This is a genomic window from Synechocystis sp. LKSZ1, from assembly GCF_040436315.1.
In the GTDB taxonomy this organism is placed as follows: domain Bacteria; phylum Cyanobacteriota; class Cyanobacteriia; order Cyanobacteriales; family Microcystaceae; genus Synechocystis.
In genome coordinates, this window is sequence record NZ_AP031572.1 from 1,981,924 (window position 1) to 1,998,769 (window position 16,846).

General features: G+C 51.7%; 16 protein-coding genes. 10 read left to right on the forward strand and 6 right to left on the reverse strand.

The window, feature by feature from the left end; translation table 11 throughout:
- Positions 1-3 precede the first annotated feature (3 nt).
- The 6 genes from ABXS88_RS09235 (at position 4) to tyrS (ending at position 4,725) form a co-directional block, all read left to right on the forward strand.
- Positions 4-201, forward strand: a complete 198-nt coding sequence (locus ABXS88_RS09235) for a hypothetical protein (protein WP_353671754.1) — start codon at positions 4-6, stop codon at positions 199-201.
- Between the two features lie 143 nt (positions 202-344).
- Positions 345-1,145 (forward strand): hypothetical protein, encoded by an 801-nt coding sequence (locus ABXS88_RS09240; protein ID WP_353671755.1) that lies wholly within the window; start codon positions 345-347, stop codon positions 1,143-1,145.
- A 144-nt stretch (positions 1,146-1,289) separates the two neighbouring features.
- Positions 1,290-1,907 (forward strand): DUF488 domain-containing protein, encoded by a 618-nt coding sequence (locus ABXS88_RS09245; RefSeq protein WP_353671756.1) that lies wholly within the window; start codon positions 1,290-1,292, stop codon positions 1,905-1,907.
- Entirely contained in the window at positions 1,894-2,346 is a 453-nt protein-coding gene (locus ABXS88_RS09250; RefSeq protein ID WP_353671757.1) for a DUF488 domain-containing protein, read from the forward strand. Before ABXS88_RS09245 ends, ABXS88_RS09250 begins: the two co-directional genes overlap by 14 nt.
- 135 nt (positions 2,347-2,481) lie before the next feature.
- Entirely contained in the window at positions 2,482-3,273 is a 792-nt protein-coding gene (locus ABXS88_RS09255; RefSeq protein WP_353671758.1) for a hypothetical protein, read from the forward strand.
- 243 nt (positions 3,274-3,516) lie between these two features.
- The gene (gene tyrS / locus ABXS88_RS09260; protein WP_353671759.1) at positions 3,517-4,725 is read left to right on the forward strand and encodes a tyrosine--tRNA ligase; all 1,209 of its coding nucleotides are present in this window, start codon (positions 3,517-3,519) and stop codon (positions 4,723-4,725) included.
- Between the two features lie 30 nt (positions 4,726-4,755).
- Here the strand turns inward: tyrS and ABXS88_RS09265 are convergent, their stop codons facing one another.
- Positions 4,756-5,514: a sulfite exporter TauE/SafE family protein gene (locus ABXS88_RS09265; RefSeq protein ID WP_353671760.1), complete on the reverse strand. Its 759-nt coding sequence runs from the start codon at positions 5,512-5,514 to the stop codon at positions 4,756-4,758.
- 76 nt (positions 5,515-5,590) lie between these two features.
- On the opposite strand from ABXS88_RS09265, the gene ABXS88_RS09270 reads away from it, so the two are divergent.
- From ABXS88_RS09270 to ABXS88_RS09280, 3 genes are all read left to right on the forward strand, one after another.
- Positions 5,591-5,794 (forward strand): DUF751 family protein, encoded by a 204-nt coding sequence (locus ABXS88_RS09270; protein ID WP_353671761.1) that lies wholly within the window; start codon positions 5,591-5,593, stop codon positions 5,792-5,794.
- Positions 5,795-5,857: 63 nt separating this feature from the next.
- Complete coding sequence (rbfA, locus tag ABXS88_RS09275; protein WP_353671762.1) at positions 5,858-6,265, forward strand: 30S ribosome-binding factor RbfA; 408 nt, start codon at positions 5,858-5,860, stop codon at positions 6,263-6,265.
- A gap of 111 nt (positions 6,266-6,376) precedes the next feature.
- A complete protein-coding gene (locus tag ABXS88_RS09280; protein ID WP_353671763.1) occupies positions 6,377-10,957 on the forward strand; it encodes a hypothetical protein in 4,581 nt (1,526 codons plus the stop codon).
- Positions 10,958-11,048: 91 nt separating this feature from the next.
- On the opposite strand, the gene ABXS88_RS09285 is transcribed toward ABXS88_RS09280, so the two are convergent.
- From ABXS88_RS09285 to efp, 3 genes are all read right to left on the reverse strand, one after another.
- Positions 11,049-11,630, reverse strand: a complete 582-nt coding sequence (locus tag ABXS88_RS09285; RefSeq protein ID WP_353671764.1) for a Uma2 family endonuclease — start codon at positions 11,628-11,630, stop codon at positions 11,049-11,051.
- Positions 11,631-11,931: 301 nt separating this feature from the next.
- A complete protein-coding gene (gene accB / locus ABXS88_RS09290) occupies positions 11,932-12,420 on the reverse strand; it encodes an acetyl-CoA carboxylase biotin carboxyl carrier protein (RefSeq protein ID WP_353671765.1) in 489 nt (162 codons plus the stop codon).
- 68 nt (positions 12,421-12,488) lie between these two features.
- Positions 12,489-13,046 (reverse strand): elongation factor P, encoded by a 558-nt coding sequence (efp, locus tag ABXS88_RS09295; protein WP_353671766.1) that lies wholly within the window; start codon positions 13,044-13,046, stop codon positions 12,489-12,491.
- Positions 13,047-13,158: 112 nt separating this feature from the next.
- Between efp and ABXS88_RS09300 the strand changes: the two genes are divergently transcribed.
- On the forward strand, positions 13,159-14,271 hold the full coding sequence (locus tag ABXS88_RS09300) for a peptidylprolyl isomerase (protein WP_353671767.1): 1,113 nt from the start codon (positions 13,159-13,161) through the stop codon (positions 14,269-14,271).
- A 42-nt stretch (positions 14,272-14,313) separates the two neighbouring features.
- Here ABXS88_RS09300 and ABXS88_RS09305 read toward each other — a convergent pair whose 3' ends face one another.
- Both ABXS88_RS09305 and ABXS88_RS09310 read right to left on the reverse strand, forming a co-directional pair.
- On the reverse strand, positions 14,314-15,063 hold the full coding sequence (locus ABXS88_RS09305) for a response regulator transcription factor (protein ID WP_353671768.1): 750 nt from the start codon (positions 15,061-15,063) through the stop codon (positions 14,314-14,316).
- 208 nt (positions 15,064-15,271) lie between these two features.
- Positions 15,272-16,747 carry a carotenoid oxygenase family protein gene (locus ABXS88_RS09310; RefSeq protein WP_353671769.1) on the reverse strand — a complete coding sequence of 492 codons (1,476 nt, stop codon included), beginning with the start codon at positions 16,745-16,747 and terminating at the stop codon, positions 15,272-15,274.
- Positions 16,748-16,846 lie beyond the last annotated feature (99 nt).

A 16,846-nucleotide genomic window follows, 5' to 3' on the forward strand; every position in this document is an offset into this window, starting at 1 on the left:
ACTATGGCTAAAATACGCATTCAAAAAACCTGGACTACCGGCCGCTACCTCGCCTTGGTCTGGGGCGTCACCCTGACGCTGTACCTACTACGGGGCCTGGGCTTGGTCACCTTTTTACCCGGGGGAATCATCGCAGGCCTGTGGGGTCTGAGTCTGGTCGGGAGCGGCTTGTACTTACTTAGATTAAGCCGTCGTTGGTAGTTTGCTAGAAATCTTGAAAGTCTGGCCCAGGGAAAGCCTATACTTGAGGATGAGCATTTTCGACCAAAACACGATTAGTTTGTATCATTTGCTCGTCGCTAACTGGCATTATGATTAATTGCCCATTCATCCCCTAGCCTACTATGACCGGAAAAGTTTTAGAGAGTAATCCGAAGGGTCTGTTAGTTCTGATTCTCCCCGTCGCCACAGTCATGGTTCTCCTCTACAAAGCTTGGCGAATTATTTTAGTGCTAGTGGCCCTCCTTCTGGCCTGGGCCGCCTGGGATACCTACCAATGGCGACAAAAATGTGCTCAGATCGACCCTGTCTTTAACCAACTGATTCGGGACAACCAGGGCATTGTCACCAAAAATGATCTCCTCAATTTGGATATTGCCAAGGGCCGGGCTGCCCAGCGCTATCTCGACGATAAAGTGAAGGAATACGGGGCCTACCGACGAGAGGTTAAGGGCATTTCTGTTTACTACTTCATTACCTCTTCCACCCTGGGAACTATTTTTGATGACAGCGAACCGGAGGAAACCGAGGTTGCCGCTCCCCCAGAAACCCCCGTTGCGCCCCAACTCCCCATTGCCAGTGCGCCGGCCGTAACCTTGTCCGTACCAGAAACCCCGGCTCTTTCTTTAGAAGCAGAAGTCAATAATCCCCCGGCTACTCCCTTTGCCAGTCTGGTGGATATCAAAGAAGAACGGAAACAAGCCACGGCCCTTACGCCAGAACCAGAAACCCTTGCCCCGTCGTCCCCAGGCCCAGAAGGTTTAACGCTGATTCAATCGGAGTTAGCAAAGCGTCTCGACACTACCTCCAGTACTATCGCTCGTCGCAAGGATGCCCCCGACTTTACGGAATGGAGCCAAACGAAAGATCCGGATGGTCTGGCCTGGATCTATGACCCCGAGACAAAACTATTCACGACGACCTAAGACCGATTCCCTTGCCGAGCTAGCACGATAGGGATTAATGCTCTCCTTTTCAGGACAAGGCTCCTCTGGGGAGAATGACCGACCTTTTCCTAAAAATGTACTATTCTCCATGATCTCTCGTCAGGTCAAAACCCAGTCAATGTTATGAAACCTCTCTTTACGATTGGTCACTCTAACCATAGCCCTGAAAAATTTATTGAGCTTCTAGAGCGACATGGAATTACGGCCCTGGCGGATGTTCGTTCTTCCCCGTATAGTCGCTACTTGCCCCACTTTAACCGGAAATCTCTAGAAACTCTCCTGCCGCAAGCCGACATTCGCTATGTTTTTCTCGGGGATCAGTTAGGTGCTCGTCCCAACAATCCTAATTGTTATGTTGACGGCAAGGCCCTATACGAGAGAATTGCCCAAACGACGGCTTTTCAACAGGGACTACAGCGGCTGTTAAAAGGCTCCCAAAATTATCGTATTGCGCTGATGTGCGCCGAAAAAGATCCCTTGACTTGTCATCGGGCAATCTTAGTCTGTCAACAGCTTCTACCCTTTAATCTAGAAATTGGCCATATTCATAGTAATGGTGAGCTGGAATACCATGAAAATCTAGAAGAAAGAATGCTTAAATTGCATGGTCTGCAAGATCTAGACACTACGATGCAACTTTCTCTCTTCTCCGGTGATACTCCTCCTCTATCAGAGCGGGCGGAACGGCTCCACCAAGCCTATCACCTCCAAGGTGAGCGCATAGCCTATGTTGAAAAATAATACCATCAAGCTTTTTACCATTGGTTTTACCCGAAAGTCAGCAGAGGTTTTTTTTGAGAAACTCCGAGCCGCAGGCGTTGCACGACTTATTGATACCCGACTAAACAATACATCTCAACTATCAGGGTTCGCTAAACAAGCTGACCTCCAATATTTTCTGCGTCAAATCACTCAGGTTGACTATGAACATCAACTATCTTTAGCGCCTAATAAGGATATTTTAGATGCCTACAAACAAAAGAAAATAAGTTGGCAAGATTATGAAAAAAGCTATTTAGAACTACTCAAAAAGCGATCAGTAGAATCAATCTTCGACTCAGATAAGTTGGCAAATGCCTGCCTATTATGCAGTGAAGATAAACCCCATTATTGTCACCGACGCTTGGCGGCAGAGTATTTACGGCAAAAATTTGAAAGCATTGAGATTTTGCATTTGTAGATTTGGACTTTTTTATGACAGCAGTCCCCAGTCTATATAAAATATGTGATCATATTTGATCCTGCCTTGCTTATTATCAATCTCCAAGGACGATAGCGATATTGTAGAAAATTGAAATTCCCTTTGTAACAGAATATGGCAGAAATTATTTGTCTTGCTAATTCATACAAAAATCAGGGTCGCTGTATTGCCGGAATCTCGCTAAGAACGGGACAATGGATTAGACCCATCTCTGACCTCGATGATGGTCGCATCCCTCTGAATCATAGTCACATTCCAGTATCAAGTATTAACTTACTTGATGTGATTGAAGTTCCTCTCGATCAAGAGTGCCAGCACGGACATGAGTGTGAAAACTATCGTTACCATCATCATCCATGGTGTATTGTGCGTCAGGCAAGCATTACCGAAGTACTACGTTATCGTGAAAATAGATTACTGCATTCTAGCTTTAAGAAAGCAATTCCCTTTAGTTATTTTCAAGAGAATGCCCCTATTAAATCATTGCAACTCATTAAAGTCAAAGAATTTGAATGCCGACAGAATAGTTACTACAAATGGCGAGGGCTTATTCATGATCAAAGATACGGGCTGGAAAACATTGAGTTCAGCATTACCGATCCTTTTATTTTGGAAAAATTAAACAATGATGAAACAGTAAGTAGTCATTGTTTGTTGACCTTGAGCTTTGGTCAACCTTGGAGGGCCAGTGAAGATGAAGATTGGAAATGTTATCGCTTAATCGCAGGGATCATTGAACTGCCTCCTAAACTAGATAGCATTTTAGTAGAAATGGAGCGACTGGGCTGGCAAGAAAACGATGGAAGAAGATATTTACAGCAAAAATTTGATAAACAATCTCGTTATCAATTGACTGAAGAGGAATGTCAAGAATTTCTTGACCATTTAGAGAAGTTATCGCAATAATTTAAGACTGACTGTATTTTAAAAGAAAGCCAAAAGAAAGAGGCTATAATTATTGACCGTGGCATTAGTATCGCAGTAAAATTATCTTCGAGCAAAACCAACATTTTCACGAAGTGATATCAGCAATGTGGCGCAATAAAGAGAAGACTCCCTATCGAAGGGCTTCTCGCGATCAAGCTTGTATTCTGTGGACGGTTTGCCCTACATTGAAAAGCCGCTATCTCTGTCGCCCACATTTTTACCATGTCTAACACTGCGCCTGCTTGGTTACTACGGGGAACCCAGGAAATTTTTCCCCATCAGCCGGATTCCAGCCATCCCCAGGAAAATCTCACGGCCCTGTTAGAGCAGAGTGGGCGCCCCCTGCGGATCAAACTCGGCATTGACCCCACTGGCACGGATATTCACCTGGGCCATAGTATTCCTTTTCGCAAGCTCCGGGCCTTTCAGGATGCGGGCCATACGGCGGTGGTAATCATTGGCGATTTTACGGCCCAGATCGGTGACCCTACGGGCAAGTCGGAAGTCCGCAAACAGTTGACGGCGGAACAGGTACGGGCCAATGCGGAAAATTATCTAGAGCAATTGCGGCCGATCCTGGATTTTGAAACACCGGGACGTTTAGAAATTCGCTACAATTCCGAATGGCTCGATAGCCTGAACCTCGCTAAAATCCAGGAACTGCTGGCCACGATGACCGTGAGCCAAATGTTGGCAAAGGAAGGCTTTGCTGAACGCTTTGCCAAGGAAACCCCGATTTTTCTGCACGAGTTTCTCTATCCTCTGATGCAGGGCTACGATTCTGTGATGGTGCAAGCGGATGTAGAACTGGGGGGCACTGACCAGAAGTTTAATATTGCTGTGGGCCGGGATCTCCAAAGACATTTTGGCCAAAAACCCCAGTTTGGCCTGCTCCTGCCCATCTTGATTGGCACCGATGGCCATCAAAAAATGTCGAAATCCCTCAACAATTACGTCGGCCTGCGGGAAGATGCCCTGTCGATGTACTCCAAGCTGGAAAAAACGCCGGACGCCCTCCTGGCCAGTTACGCAGAACTCTTAACGGCCCTGGAGCAATTACCGGAAAATCCCCGCGAGGGCCAGAAGTTAATTGCCCTAGAGATTGTGACCCAATTCCACGGAGCCGCCGCCGCCCAGGCCGCCCAGGCCACAGCTCAGGCCATTGTGACGGAAGGCAATACGGCGAATGCCGACAATGTGGCGGAATTTTCCCTAGAGCAGGTGCAATTTCCAGCAAAGCTCTTTTTTCTGCTTAGTGCCAGTGGCCTCTGTAGTAGTAGTGGCGAGGGCCGCCGCCAGATCCAAGGTGGAGCGGTACGTCTAGAGGGAGAACGCCTGGAGGATGTTAACCATTGCTTTGAAACCCCAGACAGCTTGGTGGGGAAAGTTCTCCAGGTTGGTAAGAAGAAGTTTATTCGCTTCGTTCCTTAGGAATATCTAGGCAGGCCTCTGGTCGGACTGCTAGCGATGCCAGGCCTGCCAAAAAGTATAGATGGCCAAGCCAAGTAGGAACAGATTAAACGTCCAGTTGACGACACGCACGGGGAGTTTGGGTAAGAAGCGGGTACTGATTTGAGCGCCCAGCAGGCCCCCAGTTCCTAGAATTCCCCCCACCAGGGGCAATAAATTTCCCTTGCCGGCATGGCCCAAGGACGCGGCCAGGGCCGTTAGCACGATTACTCCCAGACTGGTTTGAATGGCCCGCTTAATCGGTTCCCCCAACAACAACATTTGCAGAGGCACCATCACCACGCCTCCCCCAATACCAAACAATCCGGCCAATAGGCCGGCCAGGCCCCCGGTTAATAATCGAGCCAACCAAGGAGACGTCGCAGGCGGGCCCTCCCTGGGGACGATTTTCTGGCGGATATTGACCAGGACAATATTAGCTAACAGCATCACCGCAAAGGCATTAAGCAGGGCCTCGGCCGAAAAGCTTGTGGCCAACTCTACTCCCAGCTGAGCCGTTATCAGGGAGGGAAAGCCCAAGCTGAGAACCTGTCGCCAATCCAGATAACCCATGCGCCAGTTCTGAATACTGCCTGACAGAGAAGTGATAACAATAGCCAAGCTACTGGTAGCGACGGCTTGCACCGGCGTGTACTGTAACGACACCATGGCCGGAACCAAAATAGTTCCTCCTCCAATGCCCAAGATACCTGCAAAGAGTCCAGAGCCCAGGCCTGTCAACAGCAAAAGACCAATTTGTGCAAGCGTCATAGGGCCAACTCAAAAGATGACAGAAGTTGCCAATAATGGTACCACTAGGAATGTTGTGTCATCGTTTACCAGAGCCATGGGCGATTTTTTTGACAACGTACTACGCTATCCTCGCTATTTAATTAGCTTCAGTCTCGGGATTTTCTTTGCGCTATTTGGTTGGCTGAAACCCCTCCTCAAAAATCCTGTCACCGCCGTGGCGCTGATTGGCCTCTTGGTGGGCGGCTTTCTCTTTCTCTTCTTTACCCTGCGGGCCATGCTAGGATTGACGACAGCGTAGGCTTTTCAGGCCTGCTTCGGTCGGGATGGCAACGCCCATATTGTGTAAAGGGAGCAAACAGCTATGGCTACCAGTCGTCGGGTTTCCCGCGTCGCTTCACTGATTAAACGGGAAATTAGTCAAATGGTGCTCTACGAAATCAAGGATGACCGAGTCGGAGCGGGCATGGTGAGCATTATCGAGGTAGAAGTCTCCGGTGACCTGCAACATGCCAAGGTCTTTGTCAGCATCTATGGAACGCCCGAAGCCAAAGCCGAAACGATGGCGGGGCTCCATTCCTGTGCTCCCTTTGTCCGTCGAGAATTGGGTCAACGGATGCGCCTACGGCGAACCCCTGAGGTGGTTTTCCTAGAAGACCATTCCCTAGAGCGGGGCGACCGTATTCTCCACTTGCTCAATGACCTACATCGAGACGAGGAAGCAACCGATGCAGAAGAAGCCCCTGACCTTCCCCTCGAAGAAATGGCCTAGGGCTCTGATAGCCCGAAGGAATTCTTTTTCAACTTAGGTTGATTTAATTTCAGCGATCGGATTAGGAGGCTGGCGCTAAACTTGCACTAGCTCTATTTTTGGCAGGTTGCTATGGCCGATTTCTCCCCCTTGATTCGCCTTCCCTTTGTGAGCCATGGGTCTGAGACAACGCTCTGGACGGGATTAAGCGACTGGCAGGCCCTGGGCCTATTCGATGACGATGGGAGTTATCTAGAGCTAGAAATTCAACAATCGGCCTCGCCTCGATTGCGTTTAACTCTGGCCAGTCAAGACCAAATTGCTGAAACGCTTACTGGCCTGGAATATTGGCACCAGCTTGGCCTATTAAATACTGCCAAAATTGACGGGCTGGTCGTGGTGCATGCTCAAAATCCGCAACTGCTCGAGGGCCTGGCCCAATGGCAAATCCTCGGTATTCTCCAGGCCTCACAAATTAGACGGCTTTGCTCACTTTACCTCAGTTGTGAACTACCGATGGCCGAAGTCCCTAGGAGACCCGTCGAGCCAACGCCCAAGATTCTAAGGCCGTCACTCAAAACTGAGAGAGGGCCTCAACCCGTCACGATTCCCCGGCCCCCCAGTCGCCTCCAACAAGTGACCCAGGCCCTGATGGAAGAATTGAGCGTTTTCTGGTTATTGCTGTTGGGCGTGTTGATGGTGGTGGTCTCTTCGGGGGTGTTGGCCGCCAGTCAGTGGCAGCGGTTTCCCCCCATCGGTCAATACAGCATTCTTTTGCTCTACACCCTCGCCTTCGGTTTGGCTAGTTTTTGGTGTGGCCGCCAGGCCAATTTACGGTTAACTACCCAGGCCCTGCGCCTGATTAGTCTGCTGTTGGTGCCGATTAATTTTATTGCCATGGATAGCATTCCCCTCTGGCATAGCCTGGGGGGCTGGCTTGGGGCCGGGTTAGCGGTGGTACTTCTAGCAGGCCTGAGTTTTAGTTTGTTACCCCCCAGTCGAGGTTCTAGGCCCTGGGCCGCGCTGAATCATCTGGGCCTGAGTGCAGTGCATTGGGGCTGGGGGTTGGCGGGTTGGCCATTACTGGCCGCGAATTTGGGAGTTAGTAGCACGGCCCTGCTGACTCTCTATCGTTATCACCAGGGAGAACGGTTTCAAGCCAGGACTTATGCGCCCTTTGGCCTGAATGGGGGCCTGCTTATTTATGGCCTTTTCATTTTACTGATTCGGGCTATTTTTATTGCCGGCGTTCCCGTCGCGCAATTGGGGGCGGCCCTGGCCCTGTGCGGGGCCCTCTGGGTATGGCAGGGCCAACGGGCGGAAGGGCCAACGGAGTCCGGGAAAACAACAAAATTTCCGCTCCATCACGGTGGCGAGGCCTTAATTTTCCTGGGTTGGTTCGTCTCGGTGATGTCTGAACCCAGTCAGGCCCTGGTGGCTAGTGTATTAGGCCTGTGGTGTCTAGGCCAGCGTCTTGGTCGCCGCGAGTCGGCGGGTGATCTCATGCTGATCTGGTTGATTGGGCTCCAGATGCATTGGCTGGCTTGGCGCTTATTGCCCACTATCATCCAAAATAGTTTAATTTCCCTGGGGATGACCTTGGCTGGTCTGGAAACGAATGCCTGGCCCCTGCTCAGTCTTGTTTTCTTTCCCTACCTTGTGGTCACTACCGTTCTATGGCGCTGGTTTCGGCAACGACAACGGTGGATACTGGCCCGCACCTGCCTGGGATTAGCCGTTGCGTTGGGTCTCGTCTTGCTCGTACTGAGTCTGCCGAGTCCCCTAGTCCGTAGTGTTTACCTCTTGGGAACGACCCTAATTCTGGCGGTTTGCACCCATGCAGAGGCCCACTTGTTTCCCTCCGCAGAGATTGCCGTCACGAAAACCCTGGCTCATTGGGCCCATGGCGTTGGCCTGGCGACGCTTCTGGCCTGGCTTGATTGGATTTGGCCAGATCTCAATTTTGCCCAGGGATTTGGCATTCTTTTCGTTCTGACCACCGCGGAAACCTATCTCAGCCTGGTTCCCCCACCCCGTCAGCCCTTGGCGATTCTCCTCTGGCCCACACGCTATGGCTTTAATCTGGCCCTAGCGGCCCTGGCCTACAGTTTATTGATCTTTAATCAGATGCTAGGAGAAGCGGGCCTAACTAGCTGGAGAGGCCATGGCGTGGTTTCGCCGCTCTGGAATGGCCTGGCCGGCCTGATTCCCCTCCTCTTTACCAGTACTCTCTGGCTGAGGCGACGAGACCGGGAGACGACGGCTCAGCTTAGCATCACCTGGGCCATTCTCTGGCAGGCCCTGACCCTGAGTGTTCCTCCCCTTCGTCTAGGGGCCTGGGCCATGGCCACGGTCATCCTCGCCGTCAATACGACCTACTGGCCCCGGTTGGCTGCCACCCTCCTCACCGTCGGCTTTGGCCTGGGAACCGCCGTTGGAGTCTTCGAGACCTACGGGCCGCCCCTGTCCTTATCCGGCTGGTTACTCCTCGGCAGTCTGGCCCTTTGGCTCCTGTGGGGAATGCGTCAGGTCTTGGCCCCCTCTCCCTCTCGTTTAAATTTTCTCTACAGTCAGGCCTGTGATATCTGGGGCTGGGGCCTTTATGGCCTGCTCCTGTCCCCTGCTTGGGTTTGGAGTCCAGTCCTAACCCGGCAAGATCCTCTAGTGATTACCCTCGCTCTAAGCCTACTGATGGGGGCTGTCTTTTACCGGAGTTGGCAACGGCCCCGTTCGGCCAACCTGGCCTGGATCAGTATTGGTCTGTTGCCTTTCACCGTTCTCCCCCTAGGGCCGTTAGGAGGCGGACGGGTTTGGGGGGTTGGCATCGCAACCATTGTGCTGGTCTGCCAAACTCAGTTTCTGCGGAAACGTCTGAGTGCGGCCCTGACCGTGGGCTCTGCCTTGCTGTTCCTGGCCTTAAGCTTTTGGGAGCTACTGCCCCAATGGACGCCAAACCGCTTCGGGGAATGGCTGTTGCTCGGGGCCATTACCCTGATGGCCCTCTGGTTAGCTCGTCGGGCCCTGCTTCTGCGTCGTAATGCTTTAGCCAGTTTGTATCGTTGGGCCTTAGACCGTTGGGGTGTGGCCCTCTGTGGACTGGAGTTAATCGGCCTGACCCTCCATGGCCTGTTGGTTTATAACGACTTGGTGCCGCCCTCCCTACCGGCTACACTAGGGGCCGCGATCACCCTGGGGGCTATTGGCCTGCGCACTTGGCCCCGCTTAAATAATCGCAGTCTTTATAGTCTGGGTCTGGCCCTGGAATTACTGGCGATTCAAGGCTTGGCCCTGACGAGTCAATCCTTGCTGGCCTTGACCCTTGTCAACCTGGCCCTGGGCCTGTTGACTCAATTGCTGGGGGACTGGTGGCACCGTCGCTCAGGCCAGGAACAATACCTCAGCAGTCTCCACAGCTTACCCCTGCTCTACGGGGCCCTGGGGGCCAGTTTGCGCTGGGGCCTGTTTGAGCGTTGGACGGGGTTAACGACTTTATGTCTAGTTTTCATTGCGATGGGCGTAGGACGGCGACGGGAAGAATTTAAGCCCTTACTGTACCTCGCGTTGGTGGGGATTTCTCTGTCGGCCTATGAGTTGTTGCAATATCAGCTTGTCGGCCTGCCCTGGGGCGATCAACTCCTAGCCATGGCGGCCCTGGCCACTACTATTCTCTACGGCTATCGTTTGCTGGCCCCCTGGCTAACGGACTATTTGGGTCTGGCCCCGGCAGAATTCCAACAAATGGCCCATCTACACTGGGGTCTGGGCAGTCTCCTGCTGGGTTTGGCGGTGTTCTATCCTGTAGAGATTCATCAACTGGTTGGCATTGGGGCCGGCATTTTTTTAACTCGCTATGCTCTTTGGCAGGGCCGTTTTCATCCCAACCTAGAAATCGGGGAAATATGGGTCTACGCAGGCCTCCTAGAAGGAGTAGCCATTACGAGTTATGCCTTTTATCAATCTCCCTTGCCCCTCCGTCTGGATGGTTATCTCCATCCCTACCTAGGCCTGATCATGGCTTGGCTCGGTCTCGTTCTCTACCGCAGTCCCTGGCGGGCCTGGGGATGGTCGCCGCGGCCCTGGCAAAGTGTGGCTCTAGTTCTACCCTTCGTTGGTTTGATTCCTAACCGCACGGGTTTTTATCCCTTGAATTTCTGGGCCGGTGCGGGTTTTTACAGCATTTTGGCCGTCTGGCAACGGAATATCCGCTGGAGCTACCTCAGTCTATTTCTGGGAACGGCGGGGCTCTTCTCCATGCTGAACCACTGGTTTTGGCAAGAGCCCTTGGCCTATGCCTTGATTTTGGCCTTGGATGTGTTTTATGTGGCGGCCCTCGATCCTGAACTCCAAGGAGAGGAAGGACGGGAGTTACGGCACTGGTTGCGGTTCCTGGGAACGATGCTAATCGGTACAACCAGTTTGGTCTTTAACATCCAGCCCCTGGGCCTGATTCCTGGGGCCTTGGGCTTAGTACTGATCTTTGCGGGTCTAGGGCTGAAAATTCGGGCCTTTCTCTACGGCGGCACCTTAACTTTTCTGGGCGCGATCTTCTATCAATTCGTGGTCTTGATCCTAGAGGCCCCTGTGATCAAATGGATTGTCGGCCTACTGCTAGGACTGAGTTTTATCTGGGTAGCCGCCACCTTTGAAACCCGACGGGAGCAATTTAGCCTCTGGGTTCGCAATTGGTTAACGGATTTTGAAACCTGGGATTAGGCCCCCAGCCTGGAGAGCCGGTTGTGTTGTCAGACTTCAGGGACTTAATACAAAAAGACCAATAAGTGTGTTTATCACTCAGCACACCACCTCAACTAGCCGTAAACCGTTGGATGGCCTCCAGTCGAGAGGGCATTAGTATGCACTCTTCCAAAAGTGCAAAATCCAAATCGGGGAGTAATTGGCTTGTTGGCGTTTCTTGGTAGGACTCGCCCGCTAGGGAGTAAATCAAAAATTTATTCTTTTGCCACATCCAAACCTCTCGAATGCCAAGCCGCTGATATTTTTCGAGTTTTTGGGGACTACCACTGGTAACATTGACCTCAATTGCCAGATCAGGATGCTCCTTTTTTTCCCCGAGATAATAAGATTCATCCGGCTCAAAAGAGACCGACTTCTCCTTGGATTCACGGGTAGCACTCCCTACCGGAATAAATTCAATACCTTGAGTGAATAAATAATATTCAACCAAGAATCCAATAATGGTTTTAATTGATTCGTGGTACTCCCCTAAGGTCATGAACTCAATGACTCCATCTAGATAGGTGATGCGTAGCCCTGGCCCTGGTGCCATCACCCCTTGAATCGCTTTAAATGCTTGCCAACTGTGGCGACCGGGGAGGACGAAATGTTGATTTGCGGACAGGGGGGGCGGAGAAGTGGCAACGGTCATGGGGATGGCCCTCTGCTGAGATTGCACCAATGCGACAGTTTCTATGTTACTTGCATCTAGAGATTAGGGGGCAATCGCCATTTAGCTCCCCTCTATTGAGCCAAAAGATAAGATTATCAGACGGCTTGAAATTTAGGTACGGGTCTCTAAAAGCAGGAGGGCCGTCTGCATCCCTGATTAGAAGCAGGTTTTTAATCAAAGAAAATCGGGGGTTCAAATCCTCGTTTGGTATGCGTTCCAGCGCTACATCCACCGTTCAAAAACTCGTACCCATGAACGGTGTTTCTTTTCTGGGTATGACCTAAGCCGGTTTAATCCACATCAGGGTCTGTCCGTACTCTACCGGTTCCCCATTGGCCACCACAATTTCCATCACTTGGCCCGAAATCTCTGCTTCGATCTCATTCATCAGTTTCATGGCCTCGATAATACAGACCGTCTGTTCCTTGCGGATGCTATCCCCCACTTCCACAAAGGGGGGTTCATCGGGGGCCGGGGCCCGGTAGAAGGTGCCGACCATTGGCGAGGTGATGGCCGTCCATTTTTGCTCTAGGGGAGACGGGGAAGCTACTTCTAGGACGGGGGCCGATTCTGGGGCCGGTGTTGAGGAAACCATCGGTGGGGGAGCAGGGAGCGGTGTCGTCACCACCGTCGGTGTTTCCAGCAGAATGGACGAATTGGCCTTGCGGACGGACAGCTTAAACTCGTCCGTTTCTAAGGTGACTTCCGTAATATCGGTTTGGGAAATCGCTCCTAGCAATTCCCGTAGTTCAGCAAAGTTAATAGACACCAATCTTCTCCCCTGAGTACTAATCAAAATTTCCGATGGGGTCAGAATTCTGCCCCCCTGACTAAGGACTATTCTCGACCCAGGTAAGAGCCGTCCCGAGTATCCACTTTAATTCTTTCCCCAATGGAGATAAACAGGGGCACCATCACCTGAGCACCTGTCTCAACGATGGCTGGCTTCGTACCACCCGTTGCTGTATCGCCTTTAACTCCCGGATCGGTTTCCGTAATTTCTAAAATTACCGACGTGGGGAGTTCCACATCTAGCACATTGCCATTCCAGAAGAGAATACTCACTTCCATCTCTTCCTTGAGAAATTTGACCTTATCTTTTAATTCGCTGGCGTTTAAACGAGCTTCTTCAAAGGTTTCCATATCCATAAAGACGAATTGATCGCCCTCTTTATAGGTATGTTGCATGGCCAACTTCTCAATATTGGCCTGGGGTACAGTTTCCCCGGCACGGAAGGTACGCTCGACGACATTCCCAGTTTGTACGTTTTTGAGCTTGGTACGGACAAAAGCAGAGCCTTTACCGGGTTTGACGTGTAAAAATTCGACAACTCGCCAAACAGAGCCATCGAGTTCGATGGTAACACCACTCCGGAAATCGTTACTGGAAATCATGTACTATGATGGAGGCTGAAAAGTTCACCCCATATTTTACAGGGGATGGGGGGCGCAGAGATGGGAAAATTTTCCTAGTGCTGTTTATCGCTCATCTCAATCCGGTGACTTTATGCCAATTCTGCCTAAACTTTTAGCGAGCCTCATTGCCCTGGTCTTTAGTGTCCTGTCCTTGACTTGGGCGGCTCCCAGCCAGGCCGCTGAATTATCCCCTCCGATCCTCCTGGGGGCCCTGGCTCAGGGGAATGCCATTACCGATCCCAATGCTATTCTGCGGTATGCTCTGCCCATCGATAATGACACGGTGCGGAAACTGCAAGGGGCCCTCGAAGATATTTCTAACCATATCCGGGCAAAACGTTGGCCACCGATTGCCAAGGATGTCCGAGAGGCTAATGTCGTTCTCTCCCTCCGCAGTGACAAAATCCTAGCGTCTATTCCCACCACCGGCCAAACTACTGCCGAGGCGCTACTGGCGGATCTTAGAAGCGAGCTCAGTGACCTGCAAACGGCGGTTGAGGCCAAGGATCGGGAGCAGGTAACGACTCTGCGTCAATCGGCCCTGGCCAAAATTGGGCAACTCGAACAATTAATGGTGGTGGGCTTCCCCTACGATGTCCCGGCTGATTACGGTACTTTACCCCAACTGAAGGGACGGGCCACCGTGGCCATGGAAACAACCCAAGGCCCCCTGACCATTGTGGTGGACGGCTATAGTGCCCCGGTTAATGCTGGCAATTTTATTGATCTGGTGCAACGCCATTTCTATGATGGTCTGCCCTTTATTCGCTCGGAGGATAATTTTGTAGTGCAGGCCGGCGATCCCGATGGGCCGGAAACGGGTTTTATTGATCCCCAAACCCAGGCCTACCGCGCCATTCCCCTAGAGGTTTTAGTTAAGGGAGAAGAGGGCCCTATTTATGGCATGACCCTAGAGGATGCGGGGCTCTATCTGCCGGAATTGGCCCTGCCCTTCAACGCCTACGGGGCCATAGCTCTAGCCAGGCCAGATACGGATCCCAACGGCGGTTCTTCCCAGTTTTTCTTCTTCAAGTTTGACAGTGAATTAACGCCACCGGGCTTTAATTTGATGGATGGCCGCTACTCGGTTTTCGGCTATGTGGTGCAAGGGAAAGAGACCCTGGAAAAACTGACCGATAAGGACAAAATTATTTCCGCGACGGTGGTAGAAGGGGCCGATAACCTGGTGCTTCCCCAGGGCTAGTCTCTCGACTATCTCAACCCTCAACGGCCGGGAGAAGACTGGCTAAGAGGTCTTGGCCCCGGCCGGGGTTCCTTCCAGGGCCTCGGCTTCCTCACTGGCCAACTCTAGACAGTAACCGGCCCCATAAACGGTTTTAATGTAGCGGGGACGACGGGGATCGGGTTCCAACTTGGTGCGGAGATGGCGGATATGCACCCGGATTGTCTCAATATCATCGTCGGGTTCGTAACCCCAGACTTCCCGCAAAATGTCGCTGGGAGAAACGGTCTGGCCGTGGCGTTGCAGCAGACAATGGAGTAACTCAAATTCCAAATGCGTCAGTTTGATGCTTTTACCGAACCAAATGGCCTCGAAGCGTTCGGGAATTAAGGTTAACGGGCCATGGCTTAAAATCTCGGAATGTTTGGCGGCCTGAGGAATACGGTCGGTACGCCGTAGAAGGGCTCGGACTCGGGCCAGCATCTCTTCCACATCAAAGGGCTTAGTCAAGTAGTCATCGGCCCCGGCATTGAAGCCGTCGATTTTGTCTTGAATTTGTCCGAGGGCCGTCAGCATCAGGACGGGAATATCCGCCGTGCGATGATCGCGCCGTAACCGCTGGCACACCGTAAAACCATCCACCTTGGGGAGCATCAGGTCTAGCATAATCAGATCCGGCTGAATTTGCACCGCTAGGGCCTGGCCCTTAATGCCGTCGTCAGCTTGATTGACATCGTAGCCCGCCATTTCCAAGTTAATGGAAACCAGTTCGGCAATCGCCGGATCATCATCGATAACAAGGATTCGAGGCATCAGTAGACGTTAAAGAAAGGAACTTATCTTAATAATTTGTAAAGGATGATCCAAAAAGTGTCAGGAATCTCGGACTAATTATAAACATGAATCCGCTGACAGATTGCGAATTATGGCCCTTTGTTGAGTAATGCTAACAGCTTCTTAAAATTTCGCAACCTTCCAGGAAACTAAGTCAGAGTTTGGCCAAGAAAAGCTTCTCCCCGGCTTAAAAGCACTGATCTATCCAGGAACCGTGCAGACCGTAGGGAATGTGATGCTTCAGATTGAGAGTCGCCAGGGGGCCTTGGCTCAACTGTTGGGCATCGAAAATTAGTAACCGGGAGCGGTGCTGGGCCGCATTGTAGCTTAGGACAAGCAACCACCCCTCATCCTCGGCCTTACCGCCGGGTTGGGGCACAAAAATGGGTTCTCCGGTAAAGCCCCGTGGTGCACAGGAATAGATATCCTCCTGGCCCGTGGTCACATCGAGCTTAACGACGGCTTGCAGGGGCGCATTGCCCGTGGGGTCGTGGGCCGCTCCCAGGTAGTAGTAACGGGCGGGACGGCCGACATAGTCTGGATGAAGAACAGGAAACTCACAACAACGCGATAGTAGCCGGTGTCCTTCGACATGTTGCTGGGCCAGATCGATGGTAAAACGCCACAGTTGACCTGGGTCAAGACTGGCAAAATCAACAGTGCGGTAATCGCCGTCGGGTTGGATCTGGGGCAGGGAATTGTAACAGACGGAATCTAGAATAATCTGACCATCTTGTTCATGGGCGTTGGCATGGTGGAAGACAAACCCCGCCTTTACTGGCAGAAGCTGAACGGGCCCGTAGGGCGGTTTGCGGGGAATCACCACTAACTGGGCTGGTGCTTGGGGTTGAAAATGAACGCATTCTCCAGCGCCCCGTAGACCCAGGAGGTAGGGCATCGGGTTAAAGCGGACTTTATTTTGCAGAAAGATGGCGTAGTTCGGTGTGATGGCAAAGTCGTGGATAAAGGCAAACCCTGGAATGCTATGGCTGTGGCGACGCAATAATTGGCCTTGGGGCCCAAATTCCAGCAGGGTTAGGGTACTAGAAAGGCCGGTTTTGAGGGAGAAATTTACCAAGCACGGTGCACCGCCATCTAATTCACTGTGGGGATCAATACGGGGGTGGGCCGAAAAAGCCATGCCAGGATTCAAGAGACCATTCAAGTTATCGAGGCCAAGGGTTTCCAGACTAGCCGGGTCTAGGCGGTGGGGTTCAGCCGCTTCCCACAGGGCCAGTAATTTTTTGCCCCAATAAACAACATTAGTATTAGCAATATTTTTTAAGCGCAGATCAAAGGCATTACGGAGCCATCCTCCAGCGGGTTGAGTCCCAAAGACCCCCCGGTAGAGCATACGACCTGCGGCTTGTTCTTCAACGTAGCCCTTGGTGCGGACAAAACGATTGCGGAAATGTACCCGACCGTCTCCAGGGAAACGAAAAGCCGTAATCATGCCATCACCATCAAAGGGATGTCGAATCGGCTGGCCCCCGATCTCTAACAGGCCTGGCCCATTACGAAACAGAGTTCCGGTTAATCCCGACGGTACCTCCCCTTCAATGTCCTCAATCCAGTAATCCCATTCTTCAGGCAGGGATTGATAGCCCTGTAACCAGTCGGCGGGGGAGTAACTGCGGGGGCTGGCATTTAGGGTAGAGGTCATAATGGCTCGATTGTGAAGAAATATGAAGCTCTATTTTATCGATTTTCTCTCCGTAATGTTGGCCCTAGGCCAAGTCGGCCCAGGGATGAGGCACGATCA

Excerpts from the sequence above, each read along its gene's own strand:
- ABXS88_RS09240 (WP_353671755.1), top strand. The coding sequence starts at position 345 with ATGACCGGAAAAGTTTTAGAGAGTAATCCGAAGGGTCTGTTAGTTCTG.
- ABXS88_RS09265 (WP_353671760.1), bottom strand. The coding sequence starts at position 5,514 with ATGACGCTTGCACAAATTGGTCTTTTGCTGTTGACAGGCCTGGGCTCT.
- ABXS88_RS09245 (WP_353671756.1), top strand. The coding sequence starts at position 1,290 with ATGAAACCTCTCTTTACGATTGGTCACTCTAACCATAGCCCTGAAAAA.
- ABXS88_RS09285 (WP_353671764.1), bottom strand. The coding sequence starts at position 11,630 with ATGACCGTTGCCACTTCTCCGCCCCCCCTGTCCGCAAATCAACATTTC.
- rbfA (WP_353671762.1), top strand. The coding sequence starts at position 5,858 with ATGGCTACCAGTCGTCGGGTTTCCCGCGTCGCTTCACTGATTAAACGG.
- ABXS88_RS09255 (WP_353671758.1), top strand. The coding sequence starts at position 2,482 with ATGGCAGAAATTATTTGTCTTGCTAATTCATACAAAAATCAGGGTCGC.
- ABXS88_RS09280 (WP_353671763.1), top strand. The coding sequence starts at position 6,377 with ATGGCCGATTTCTCCCCCTTGATTCGCCTTCCCTTTGTGAGCCATGGG.
- efp (WP_353671766.1), bottom strand. The coding sequence starts at position 13,046 with ATGATTTCCAGTAACGATTTCCGGAGTGGTGTTACCATCGAACTCGAT.
- ABXS88_RS09310 (WP_353671769.1), bottom strand. The coding sequence starts at position 16,747 with ATGACCTCTACCCTAAATGCCAGCCCCCGCAGTTACTCCCCCGCCGAC.
- ABXS88_RS09235 (WP_353671754.1), top strand. The coding sequence starts at position 4 with ATGGCTAAAATACGCATTCAAAAAACCTGGACTACCGGCCGCTACCTC.
- ABXS88_RS09300 (WP_353671767.1), top strand. The coding sequence starts at position 13,159 with ATGCCAATTCTGCCTAAACTTTTAGCGAGCCTCATTGCCCTGGTCTTT.
- tyrS (WP_353671759.1), top strand. The coding sequence starts at position 3,517 with ATGTCTAACACTGCGCCTGCTTGGTTACTACGGGGAACCCAGGAAATT.
- ABXS88_RS09305 (WP_353671768.1), bottom strand. The coding sequence starts at position 15,063 with ATGCCTCGAATCCTTGTTATCGATGATGATCCGGCGATTGCCGAACTG.
- ABXS88_RS09250 (WP_353671757.1), top strand. The coding sequence starts at position 1,894 with ATGTTGAAAAATAATACCATCAAGCTTTTTACCATTGGTTTTACCCGA.
- ABXS88_RS09270 (WP_353671761.1), top strand. The coding sequence starts at position 5,591 with ATGGGCGATTTTTTTGACAACGTACTACGCTATCCTCGCTATTTAATT.